The sequence below is a fragment of the Pseudoduganella lurida genome (genome assembly GCF_007830455.1).
GTDB classification, from domain to species: Bacteria; Pseudomonadota; Gammaproteobacteria; order Burkholderiales; family Burkholderiaceae_D; genus Rugamonas; species Rugamonas lurida.
Genome location: NZ_VLLB01000009.1, coordinates 192514 through 204731, shown reverse-complemented (window position 1 = coordinate 204731; position 12218 = coordinate 192514). Strand labels below are relative to the sequence as shown.

General features: G+C 70.4%; 9 protein-coding genes. 3 read left to right on the top strand and 6 right to left on the bottom strand.

Annotated elements, in window-relative coordinates; genetic code table 11:
- The 3 genes from IP91_RS26285 to IP91_RS21780 all read right to left on the bottom strand — a co-directional run.
- On the bottom strand, positions 1–3362 hold a 3362-nt coding region (locus IP91_RS26285), incomplete at its 3' end, for a two-partner secretion domain-containing protein (protein WP_199754696.1).
- Between the two features lie 40 nt (positions 3363–3402).
- The gene (locus IP91_RS21785) at positions 3403–5046 is read right to left on the bottom strand and encodes a ShlB/FhaC/HecB family hemolysin secretion/activation protein (protein WP_145651906.1); all 1644 of its coding nucleotides are present in this window, start codon (positions 5044–5046) and stop codon (positions 3403–3405) included.
- A 154-nt stretch (positions 5047–5200) separates the two neighbouring features.
- A complete protein-coding gene (locus tag IP91_RS21780) occupies positions 5201–7486 on the bottom strand; it encodes a CHASE2 domain-containing protein (protein ID WP_145651904.1) in 2286 nt (761 codons plus the stop codon).
- Between the two features lie 200 nt (positions 7487–7686).
- On the opposite strand from IP91_RS21780, the gene IP91_RS21775 reads away from it, so the two are divergent.
- Complete coding sequence (locus IP91_RS21775; protein WP_145651902.1) at positions 7687–8604, top strand: MBL fold metallo-hydrolase; 918 nt, start codon at positions 7687–7689, stop codon at positions 8602–8604.
- The gene (locus tag IP91_RS21770; RefSeq protein WP_145651900.1) at positions 8592–9044 is read left to right on the top strand and encodes a hypothetical protein; all 453 of its coding nucleotides are present in this window, start codon (positions 8592–8594) and stop codon (positions 9042–9044) included. The genes IP91_RS21775 and IP91_RS21770 overlap by 13 nt, the downstream gene beginning before the upstream one ends.
- Positions 9045–9204: 160 nt before the next feature.
- On the opposite strand, the gene IP91_RS26800 is transcribed toward IP91_RS21770, so the two are convergent.
- Positions 9205–10173: a GNAT family N-acetyltransferase gene (locus IP91_RS26800; RefSeq protein WP_145651898.1), complete on the bottom strand. Its 969-nt coding sequence runs from the start codon at positions 10171–10173 to the stop codon at positions 9205–9207.
- A complete protein-coding gene (locus IP91_RS21760; protein WP_145651897.1) occupies positions 10170–10739 on the bottom strand; it encodes a helix-turn-helix domain-containing protein in 570 nt (189 codons plus the stop codon). The genes IP91_RS26800 and IP91_RS21760 overlap by 4 nt, the downstream gene beginning before the upstream one ends.
- Before the next feature lie 71 nt (positions 10740–10810).
- Between IP91_RS21760 and IP91_RS21755 the strand changes: the two genes are divergently transcribed.
- Positions 10811–11194, top strand: a complete 384-nt coding sequence (locus IP91_RS21755) for a hypothetical protein (protein WP_145651895.1) — start codon at positions 10811–10813, stop codon at positions 11192–11194.
- A 3-nt stretch (positions 11195–11197) separates the two neighbouring features.
- Here IP91_RS21755 and IP91_RS21750 read toward each other — a convergent pair whose 3' ends face one another.
- A complete protein-coding gene (locus IP91_RS21750; RefSeq protein WP_145651893.1) occupies positions 11198–12178 on the bottom strand; it encodes a bile acid:sodium symporter family protein in 981 nt (326 codons plus the stop codon).
- Positions 12179–12218: the final 40 nt, after the last annotated feature.

Here is a 12218-nt window from a genome sequence, read left to right as displayed (position 1 = left end):
GGCGGTGGGGGCGGTGGCGGCGGCGGCGGTGGCGGTGGCGGATCGACGGGCGGGTCGTTTCCATTCGGCGATTGCGTAATGCCGGGCGCCGCCAGCACTGCTCCCGGCGCCACGGTGATCGCAGCGCCGGCCAGCAGGCGGATGCTGCCCGTGGCCGACGTGACCCGCGACGAAGGGCCCAGCACCAGCCGGTCCGCCAACGAACCGCTGCTGCCCGCTTCGAGCGTGATGTTGCCGCTCCCCGTGGTGACAGTGCCGTCCACCGTCAGCGGGCTGTGCGCCGTGATGGCGATATCGCCGTTGCCGGTCGAGACCTCGCCGCCTTCCTCGATCGTGGTGGCGCCATGGTTGTGCAGCGTGATCGAGCCGCCGTTGTTCAGGCCCAGCTTCAGGCTGTGCACGGCCAGCGCGTTGGCGAAGCCGGGCGCATTGTTCCGGATATGGATGGATTGCATGCCGCCGGTGGCCGTGCTCTGCGCATCGAGCCGGCCGACGGCCGTGGCCAGCGCGCCGCTGGCGGCCCCAATGCTGCCGCCGGCCGTCACGTCGAGCGAGCCGCCGCGGATCGTGCCGGCGGCCGCGCCGCCGGCCGTGAACAGCGAGCCCGCCACGTCCAGCGCGATCGCCGTGCCGAGGATGCCGTCCAGGTCGACGTCGAAGCCCGCACCGTCGTTGCCGGCGAGGCGCATCACCGCCAGGTCCGCGTCGTTGCGGAACGCCACGCTGCCGCCAGCCAGCACGGCCAGGTTCGCCACGTGGTTGGCGGCACTGGCCAGCTGCACGTCGCCATCGGCCGCGTTCACGCCCAGCGCCGGCACGTCGATCGCCCCGCCCTGCGTCACGTTGCCGCCGCTGTGCAGGGTGATGCGCGTGGTGCGTGCGTTGCGTGCCGTGGCATCGCCGGCAGTGCCGATGCCGGCCACGTGGATCGCGCCGCCCGCACCGTCTGCAATGCCGGCCGGCGTGCCGATGTGGACGGTGGGCGCGGCGATGCTGGCGAGCTGCGTGATCGCCAGGCAGGGCTGCTCCGGGCAGGTGCCGCCCACCACGATGTCCTGGTCGCCGGAGGCCTGCAACCACACGGTGCCGGCCGTGACGGTGTCCGCGATATCGAGTGCGGCGGCGCGCAGCGTGACGGCAGTGGCGTCCAGCGTGCCCGTGCTGGCGATGCCCTCGCGCGCCGTGAGCGACAGCGCTGTCGCCGGCAGCAGGTTGGTGCCGGCCACCGCGATGCCACGGGTGGTTTCGGCCGCCAGCAGGCCGATGTGGGCGCCGGTCAGGTCGAGACCCGCGATCGCGATCGGCCCGCCGTAGCCGCCGAAGGTCGCATCGAAGAACAGGGTGCTGGCGCTGATGCCCAGCAGTTCGGCATTGGTGAGCTGCACGCCGGGCCCGTCGCCGTCGCTGCCGCCGCCCAGCCGGAAGCCCTGGCCGAGCGAGGCAATGCGCACCATGCCGCCCTCCCCGGCGGCGTCGGGCGTGGCCACGATGCTGCCCTCGAGCGCCATCGAAAGCCCGGCCAGGCGCACGGCATTGGCGGTCACCGAAGACCCCGCGCCGGTCGCCAGCGTGCCCGATCCAGCCACCAGGTCCACGGTACCGGCCCGCACGCTGGCATCCGGCTGCAGGGCCACGCTGGCGCCGCCCAGCTGCAGGCGGTTGTTGGCGGCGTCGACCTGGCCGACGCTCAGCGTGCCGTAGCGGGCTTCGACGCGCGCTTCGAGGGGCGGGCTGCCCGCCCGGCCCGCGGGCTGCACCAGCGCATCGAGCGCCAGGTCCTGGTCATAGCTGGTGATGTCGATCGACCGGCCGCCTGCCACGGCAAGGCGGCCGATGCGGTTGCTCCAGTTGGCCATGGCGATGGCGCCATCCGCGGCGACCAGCGTCAGGGAGCCGGCGACGATGCCGCCGGCCGTGTCGTCCTGGTGGAAGCCCCCGGCCACGTCGAGCGTCACATGGCCGCCGGACAGTCCTGCCGCAGCGATGGCCACCGTGCCCGCCGTGCGGTAGGTGAAGTCCCCTGCCCCGGCACTGCCGCCCAGCTGGTCCACCGCATTGCCGAAGTGGCCCAGCGCGACCTGGCTGCCGCTCGCGCTCAGGCTGGCGGCCGTGATCGGCGCGCTTTGCGTTACCGTCCCGTCGCCCCCGTCGAGGATCACCACACCGCCCTGGCTGGCGGTCAGCGGGGCATCGATCGAAACGCCGGCGCCCCGCAGCGTGATCGTTCCGCCGTTGCTGGCGATGGCGCCATCGACATGCACCGCGCCGGTGCCGCTGGCCGCGCCCGTGGCGGCATCGTTGGCCGATAGCGTGATGGCCCCGCCCTCCGTGGCCAGGGCGGCGTCCACGCGGATGTCGTTGCCCGCCTGCGCCGTCAGTTCGGCGGCCGCGTCGATCGTCGCGGTGGCGCCGAAGGTGATGTCGTGCGTGGCCTGCAGCAGCACGCCGGCACCCGCATCGATGCTGGCGTCGCCGGCCAGTGCCACCTCGGTGCCCGTCACCTGCACCGTGCCGCCTGTGCCGGTCGCGTTACGGGCGCTGGTGCGGCTGCCCCCTTCCAGCAGCGCGGTGCCGCTGGCGCGCAGCACGATCCGGCCATCGGCGCCGGCCGTGGCGCTGTCGGCGTTCACCCTGCCGCGCTGGTGCAGCAGCGCGCCGTAGATGCCCACGCGGCCGCCCGCCGCGACGATGGCGCCGAGATTGAACGCGCGATCTTCCGGCGCCGAGACGACGACATGCACGGCCGGATCGCCGGCATCGACCAGCTGCACGCTGCGGCCGGCGGCCAGCAGCACCTCGCCGTTCGGGGCATTGATGATGCCCGTGTTCTCCACGTCGGGCGCCACCAGCAGCACCTGGCCGCCGTCTGGCGTGGTGATGGCACCCTGGTTGACGACGCTGCCGCCGGCGCCGTCGAAGCGCTCGCGGCCGGCCAGGAAATCGGCGTTCGACAGGTTCAGCGAGGAAGCCACCAGGCCGTTGACGTCGATGCGCGCATCCGGGCCGAACAGGATGCCGTTCGGGTTGACCAGGTAGACCTTGCCGTTCGACTGCAGCGCGCCGAGGATGCTGCTGGGGTCCTGGCCCGTGATGCGGTTCAGCACGCGGCTGTCGGCGTTCTGCTGCACGAAGCGCGTGATCTCGTCGCGGCCGATCGAGAAACTGTGCCAGTCGATGATCGTGTTCGGCGCGTTCGTGATCGAGAACACGTTGCCGTTCTGGCTGAAGGCGGCCTGGCCGGCCACGACCTGCGGCAGCGCCGGGTTGGCGCAGGCCGGGGCGGCAAAAGCGGCGGCGATGGCCGCAGCCAGCAGGGAGCGGGGCAGCGGCGCGTGCGGGTGGGGGCGCGGCAAGGAAGTCATCGTCTACCTCAAGTCATCATCTGCTCGATTCGTCATGAGCTCAATAGGAAAGGCCGAGCCGCAGGTGCAGGCGGTTTGCGTTGGCGCGGCCGGTGGCACCCGCGCGGAGCACGTGGCCATAGTCCAGCTGCAGGTTGGCCGCGCGGGCCACCAGCAGCCGCAGGCCCAGGCCCGCGCTGGCGATCGTGGCCGACTGCAGTTCGCCCGGCAGCGCGTGGCGGCGCGACACGCGTGCCGTGTCGTGGAACGCCAGCGCGCGGCACTGCCAGCCGTGCCGGCCGCACAGATCCGGCGTGTACAGCTCCAGGTTGCCGCCGAGGCCCGCGTCGTTCGCGATCTCGCGTTCGTTGAAGCCGCGCACGGACGCCGCGCCACCGGCGCCATACTGCTCGCCCGGCACCAGCGCATCGGCCGTCAGCTGCGCATTGACGATGGCGCGCGCCTGCCAGAGCCCCGGCAGCAGGCGGCTGTAGCTGCCGGACAGGCGCAGCAGCGTGTAGTCGTCCTTCGCATGCATCCTGGCGCGCGTAAAATCCTGCTGCCCACCGCGCGAGCCGCCCGGCAGGTTGCGCACCAGCGTGGCGGCGCCGGCCAGCTCGCTGCCGGCCGGTGTCCAGCCTCCCTGCCAGGCCACGCTGAGCGGGTGCACCGTCACGTCGTTGCCCAGTTCGTTCGCGCCGGCGGCGCCCAGCAGCCGGACGCTGTTCCGGAAGGCCTTGTAGTCGATGCCGCCGACCAGCTTCGCCGCGTAGCGCCCCTGCCTGGCGAAATGGTGCGTGTAGCGCGCGCCGTACACGGCTCCCTTGCCGCTGACGGCCAGGTCGAACACGCCCGCCGTGACGGTGCCGGAATCGATGTTCGAATAGCTGCCGAAGACATCCAGCGCAGCGCCCGCGGCGTACAGGGGAATGTGATAGCCGATGCCGTACACCTTCACGCGGCCCGGATGCTCGGCCGTGGTGGTGTACTGCAGGCTGAGTACATGGTCGCGGTTGAACAGGTTGGCGTGCTGCAGCACGAAGCCGGCATGCGTGCGGCCCGTCTGCGCGGTGCCGGTGTTGTCGAGATTGGCCATGACCTGCCAGGGCGGTTCGTCCGCCACGTCCAGCAGCGCATCGGCTTCACCATCCCGCTCGCCGCCCTGCAATGTGAGTCCAGTTTTCTTTGCCGGGTTTTCATTGGCCAGCGCCAGGCTGGTCGAGATGTTCCCGATATGCGGCGTGACGCGTTCCGCCAGGCCCGGCAGGCTGCGGCGCACGTTGGCCTCGTCGAAATACCGGTTGTTCTTCACGGTGACGCGGCCGATCGTCGTCTGCACCACCTGCAGGTGCACCACGCCGCCATCGAGTTCCTGTTCCGGCAGCGCCACCGTCACGAGGTGGTAGCCGGCCTGCCGGTACAGCGCTTCAAGCGCTTCCAGCGCGCGCTGCACGTCGCCGAAATCGCGTTCCGGGCCCGTGAACGGCGCCAGTGCCGCGTCGATCCTGTCCGCCGCCAGCAGCGTGTTGCCGGTGACGTGGAAGCGCGTGACCGCGAAGCGGATCGGCGCCGCCGCGCCGTTGCCGCTTTCGTTGCCGCTTCCGTTGCCGCTTCCGTTGCCGCTGCCCGCGGCCTGCGGCGCGGCCCAGGCAGGGACACAGGCGGTGACGAAGGACATGGCGATCAGGCGCGCGAGGCGGGTCATGTTGTCGGTGGTCGGGGGCCGGCGAAAGCATCGGGTCTGTCGCAGGATTATCCCGCACTTCCCGGCGGGAATATCACTTCCGGTAGCGAATCGGCGACGAATTGCAGTAAAACGACACGCGCACGATGACGTCGATCCTGCAAGGAAGCTCCGGCTATTTCGTGTCGAAGGCGGTCACGCCATCCCAGTGGTCACCGGGCGGCTGCTGCAGATAGCGTTCGATGCGGGCGGCATACAGGGCATACAGCGTGCGGGTGGGCACGCGCGCCTGCAGGGCCGCGACGAGTGCCTGCGCTTCCTGCCAGCGCTGCGCGCGCACCAGCGCCAGCGCCGCATGCCACTGCGCCAGTTCGGCCCGTTCCGCCTCGCCCAGCTCGGCGGCGGCACCGGCCGGCTCGAAGATGGCCACGGGTGCCTGCTTGCCTTTCACGCGCACCAGGTCCAGCTCGCGCCACGCGAAGCCCGGCGCGGCGGCGCACGTGGCGGCGCCCACGCAGATGCCCACGCCATAGATTTTCGTCAGGCCTTCCAGCCGCGCGCCCAGGTTCACCGCGTCCCCCATCACCGTGTAGGCGCGGCGGATGGCGGAGCCCATGTCGCCGACATGCATGGCACCCGTGTTGATGCCGATGCCGATGGCCAGCGGCGGCCAGCCGCGCGCACGGTACTGCGCATCGAGCCGCGCGGCGGATGACTGCATCAGCAGCGCCGTGGCCACTGCCCGGTACGCGTGGTCGGCGAACGGCACGGGCGCGCCCCAGAACGCCATCACCGCGTCGCCGATGTACTTGTCCAGCGTGCCGCGGTGGCTGTCGCGGATAGCGGCGGACATCGCCGTCAGGTAGCGGTTGATGTACTCGCGCAGCTCGCGGGGCGGCAGGCTTTCCGAGATCGTGGTGAAGCCGCGCACGTCCACGAACAGCACCGTGAGCTCGCGGCTTTCGCCTTCCATGCTGTAGCGGTCCGGGTTCTCGGCCATCTCGGCCACCAGCTCGGGCGCCACGTACTCGCCGAAGCGGGACACCAGCGCGCGGCCGCGGCGCACCTCGAAGAAGTAGCCCCAGGCCAGGTTCACGATGGACAGGGCCAGCACCAGCAGCAGCGCCATCGCCATGTCCAGCACCGTATCGTGCGCGTGATACAGGTAGAAGTTACCAGCCGCGATCGTTGCGGCGCCCGCCAACGCGAGCAGCACCGACCATGCCGGCGCCAGCATGGCCAGTGCGACGGCCAGCAGCAGCCCGGCCAGCAGCACCTGCAGCAGCTCGGCCGCCACGGCGTAGTCCGGCCGGATCTTGAAGCTGCCGTCCAGGATCGACCTGATCACGTTGGCATGCACCTCGACGCCCGGGTAGACGGGCGAGACGGGCGTGGCGCGCAGGTCGTTCAGGCCCGCCGCCGTGGTGCCGACCAGGACGATTGCCCCGCGCAGCACGTCCGGCGGCACGGCTCCCTGCAGCACATCGACCGCGGACACGTAGCGGAACGCGCCGCCCGCCGGGCCGCCGGGACCGCGGAACTGCACGGTGGTGGTCAGCCCCTCGCCGACGGGAATGCGCAGGCGCCCGCCAGGGTGGAACAGCGCGATCGCATCGAGCCCGCCGCTGGCGCGCTGCGCGGCGGACTGCCCGGCCACGGCCCCTTCCCACAGCGGCGCGATGGCACGCGCCTGCAAGGCCACGGCGACGGTGGCCAGCGGCAGCGCGGGATAGTAGCCGTCGCCGATCCTCTGCAGCAGCGGCACGGAGCGCAGCACGCCATCGGCATCCGGCACCACGGAGAAGATGCCGGCACCCTGGGCCGCGGCCTGCAGCCGGGCGATGTTGGCCTCGTAGCCGGGTGCCCGCCAGGCAGCCAGCGCGCGGCCGTTCAGCGAGTCGACGGTGAAGGCGGGCGATGGCAGCACGCCTTTCGACTGCACGCCGGAGGTGGCGTAGCCCAGCACCACCGGCCGGCCCGCCATGGCACGCGCCAGCAGGCCGTCGTAGTCCATCTGCGGCTCCAGCCTGGCCACCTGCTCGGCGAAGCGGGGCACGTCCTTCAGCTGATCCCGCGCCAGGCGCTGCAGCACGCGGTAGCCGGAGCTGTCGTCCGCCTCCGGGAATGCCACGTCGAAGCCGAGCGCCGCCACCTGGTACTCGCGTGTCAGGCGCATGACGAGGCGCGCCATCACGTCGCGGCTCCATGGGAAGCGGCCGACGGCAGCGAGGCTCCGCTCGTCGATATCGACGATCACCACGCGGGGATCGAGCTCGGGACGTTCCAGCCGCATGCGCAGGCCGGCCAGAAAGGTGTCCAGCCGGTCGACCGGATCGAGCGGCAGCCAGCCCGTGACCTGCAGCGCGGCGCCACAGGTCAGCAGCACGCCCAGCAGCCAGCGCGCCCGGTAGCGCTGCCAGGCGCGGCGCGCGGACGAGGGGGGAGCGGGCAGGTCGGCCATGGTGCAGCAAAGTGTAGCGGCCGCCTTTTCTCCTGTACAAGGGAATCCATGCCCTGTGCCGATTTGCCATAGTTGGGCGGCAAAGTTGCAACTTCCCGTGTGGAAAGTGCCAAAAAACCGCTATCATCGCCGGATCGCTGCCGGGTGCCGGATGCAACAGGCCTGGCATGGACCGGATGGCGGCAGGAGGATGGGCAGGGATGAAATTCAAATTCTGGGGCGTGCGCGGGTCGATCCCGTCGCCGGGTCCGCGCACGGTGCGCTATGGCGGGAACACCACCTGCATCGAGGTGCGCAGCGACGACGGCACGCTGATCGTGCTCGATGGCGGCACCGGCGTGTTCTGCCTTGCGCAGGCACTGGTGGCATCCGGCGTGCGGCCCATCGTCGCCCACATCTTCATCACGCACAGCCACTGGGACCATATCCACGGCCTGCCCTTCTTCACGCCGCTGTTCCTGAAGGACAGCCGGGTGCGCCTGCATGGCGTGACGGATCCGGACACCGGCAACGGCATCGAGCACGTGATGAGCGTGCAGCTGCAGAACAGCTATTTCCCCGTCAGCGAAACGCAGCTGGGCGCAACGGTCGAGTACCGCACCCTGCAGGTGGGCGAGGCCTTCCCGGTCGGCGATGCGGTCGTGCGCAACGTGGTGATGGGCCACCCGGTGACGGACCTGGGCTACCGCATCGACTGCCAGGGCAAGTCGCTGTTCTTCACGGGCGACCACGAGCCGCTGTACAACCTGTACCCGGCGGAGCATCCGGAACATGCCGCGTTTGCCGCGCACGTGGCACAGCGCACCACGGCCATCGACGAGCTGGCGCGTGGCGTGGATGCGCTGATAGTCGACTGTTCCTACACGCGCGACGAGTATCCGTCCAAGCGGGGCTGGGGCCACGGCACGTTCGACAGCGCGCTGGCAATGGCCATGCGCACCGGCGCACGGCAGCTGTACTGCACCCACCACGAACCCACGCGCAGCGACGACGAGCTGGAAGCCGTGTTCGCGGAAGCGATGGCGCGCCATGCCGGGCAGTTGCCGGAACACCTGCAGGTGTTCCTCGCGTATGAAGGCATGGAAGTCGAGCTGGGGGAGCATCCATGGAAAAACTGACCGGCACCGTGACGGAACTCCGGCGCGGCAAGACCGTGTCGTACAACCCGAAGACGGGCACCAGCACCGTGCACGCGGCCGTGTTCCGCCTGGATGGCCGGCTGGTGAAGATCGTCTCCACCGACCCGGTGGTGATCGCCGAGGGCCACGAGATGCTGGTGGCCGGCCGGCAGCGCGGCAAGGTGTTCGCGGCGCAGGCGCACCGCAACCTGAGCACGCGCGTGGAAGGCCACGAGGGCTGGGCCACGCGGCTGTGCGTGACGATCGCCGTGCTGACGGTGGCGCTGTGGCTGGCCGCCCAGATCGGCGGTGCCTACCTGCCCGTGTTCGCGCTGGTGTTCCTGGCCGCCGGCGTGGCGATGGCCTGGCGCTCGTTCGAGGTGATGCAGGCCATCGCGGCGCTGCGGCCGGCCCGTAAGACCTCAGGCCGGCGGGCCTGACGATGCTGTCGCATATCTTCATCGGCGTGGGCGATTTCCCGCGCGCGTTCGGCTTCTATGCGGCGCTGATGGACACGCTGGGCCAGCCGCTGCGCTTTCGCGACGACAGCCGCCCGTGACGGCAACAAGCTGTGCGTCTGCTGCCACGCGGCGCCGTGAGCTACAGGCGCCGGCCGAAGCACAAGGCGGCGTCGTTGCCGATATAGCGGCCGTAGTTCGGGATGCTCAGGTAGCCGTGCGTGTCGTAGAAGCGTACGGCGCGCGTGTTGACCTTGCGCGTTTCCAGCCACAGGGCGCGATAGCCCAGCAGCGCGCCATGCGCTTCCAGCTGCGCCAGCAGGACCGCACCGGCACCGCTGCCGGGCCGTGCATACATGCGCTTGACTTCCGCAACGCCCTCTTCCAGCGGCCGCAGCGCGCCGCAGCCCACCGCCCGCCCCGCGCCATCGCGGGCGACGAGGAACACGCCGCCCGACCCACGCAGCGACGCCACGTCGAACGAGGCGGCACCGGAGTCGCCCGTGATGCCGTGCAGGATGGCGGACAGCTCGGCCAACAGCATCTCGGCATCGGGCGAGCCGGGATCTTCGGCGTGCACCTGCAGCGCCGGGCCCAGGATCTTCGCCATCACCGTGGTGGCGCCCAGCGTGCCGTCGTCGAGCCGGGCGAACTGCGGGATGTCGCCGCAGGGGCGGAAACCCTGCTGCGCATACAGGTGCTGCGCGCCGCTGCCGGTCCACGTGTCGAGCACCAGCAGCGTGCGGCCCAGTGCGCGGGCGCGGGCTTCGGCCGCATCGAGCAGCAGTCGCCCGATGCCGCGCCGGCGCGCGGCGGAATGCACCAGCATCTTGTTCACTTCCGCGCGGTGGACGCCGTTGGCCGGCGTGGCCAGGGCCAGCTGCACGGTGCCACAGACGATGCCGTCGGTATCGCGGGCCACGAACAAGGTGCGCGCGCCGCTGTCGACCTGGCGCGCCACATCGATCCAGAAACGGTGCGCCTCGGCGTGGCCGAACGGCGGCAGGAAGCCGACGCTGGCACCGTGGGCGACGCAGTCGTGCAGCACGCGGGCCAGGTCGTCCGCGACGGCGCGCACGCCGTCGCCATCCAGTTCGTCGATGGTAATCATGGTTCGCAGATGGCGATCAGGTAGTGGGCCCCGGCCGGACCCGGGCAGGCGAAGCGCGTGGCGCCGTACAGCCGGAAGCGCAGGCAGTCGCCGGCCTGCAGGCGGTAGACGGTGCCGTCCAGCGTGTAGTCGAGCAGGCCGTCCAGCATCCACAGGTGCTGCTCCAGGCCGGGCAGCGACGGCTGTTCGTAGTCGATCGCGGCGCCGGCCGGCAGGCGCCCCTCGATCAGTTCCGCACGCAGGCCCTTGGCCGGCGGCGACACCATGCGCCGCGTGAAACCGCTGTGCGGATCGGTCCACACGGGCTGCTCGGCCGCCCTGACCAGCTGGGCGCCGCCCTCCTCCACTGCGGCGATCAGGCGCGACATCGGCAGGCCGTACGCCGCGCACAGCTTGCCGAGCAAGGACGCCGTGGGACTGGTTTCGCCGCGCTCCAGGCGCGACAGCGTGGCGCGGCTGATGCTGCTGCGCGTGGCCAACTCGTCGAGCGACCAGCCGTGCTGCTCGCGCAGCGCGGCCAGGCGGGCGATCAGCCGGGCTTCGAAGTTGTCGTTGTCATTTCCCATATGTGGGAATTTATCTCAATATTGAGAATAAACGCAAGTGGCTGGCGCGCTACAATGGCGCGATGGAGACGATGACACGCGACGAACTGGCCAAGCTGGCCGCACAATCGGAGGCCGTGACGGCCAGCTGCGACTGCGTGGCGACGCCGGCCGAGGGCTGGATCAGCTACCCGGCCACGCTCGATCCGCAGCAGCTGGCGGCCATCGGCACGCTCGTCGTAGATGCCTACGCGGACACCACGTTCGCCGAATACCATCCGGCCGGCACGCGCTACGACAGCGCCGACGCGCCAGTGGCGCTGGGCTGGTATCCGTACAACCGCGCGGAGGTGGCGCGCTGCCGCAAATGCGGGCGCGTGTATCTGCAATATGTGGAAGCGGGCGGCTATTTCGTCGACCGCCGCATCCGCGCCCTGCGCGCCGCCACGCTGGTCGACGCGCCCGCGCCGGACTGACGGTCAGCCTTCGCGCCGGGCGAACTTCTGCGCCAGCACGGCGCACACCATCAGCTGGATCTGGTGGAACAGCATCACGGGCAGGATGATCATGCCCAGCGACGACGAGGCAAACAGCACCTTCGCCATCGGCACGCCGGAGGCCAGGCTTTTCTTCGAGCCGCAGAACACGATCGTCACCTCGTCCTCGCGCGAGAAACCCAGCTTGCGGCTGGTGTACAGCGACAGCGCCAGCACGATCGCCAGCAGCACGGCGCACACCACCACCAGCGTCACCAGCAAGGTGGCGGACAGCTTGTGCCACAGCCCTTCCGTCACCGCCTCCGAGAACGCCGTGTACACCACCAGCAGGATCGAACCCTGGTCGACATATTTCAGCATCGGCTTGTGGCGGTCCACCCAGTTGCCGATCCAGCGGCGCAGCAGCTGGCCGGCAATGAACGGCACCAGCAGCTGCAGCACGATCGACAGCACCGCCGCCATCGGATCGCGCGCGGCATGGCCCTGGATCACGAAGGCGCTGACCAGCAGCGGCGTGATGAAGATGCCGAGGAAGTTCGAGGCCGAGGCGCTGCACACGGCGGCCGGCACATTGCCGCGGCCCATCGCCGTCAGCGCGATCGACGACTGCACGGTGGACGGCAGCATGCACAGGAACAGCAGGCCGATGTACAGCTCGGGCGTGAGCACCGTCAGCGCGATCGGCTTGAACAGCAGCCCGAGGATGGGAAACAGCACGAAGGTACAGCACAGTACCAGCAGGTGCAGGCGCCAGTGCGTCATGCCCGCCACGATCGCCTCGCGCGACAGCTTGGCGCCGTGCAGGAAGAACAGCAGGCCGATGGCCACCGTGGTGACGTTGCCGAACGCCACCGCCACTCCGCCGCTGCACGGCAGCACGGAAGCGATCGCGACGGTGGTGAGCAGGGCCAGCGTGAAACTGTCGGGTTTGAAGCGGGAAAGTGAACTCAGGGCAGCAGACATCGTCACATTGTAGCGCAGCTGAAATTTTCCTTCCGGCGCC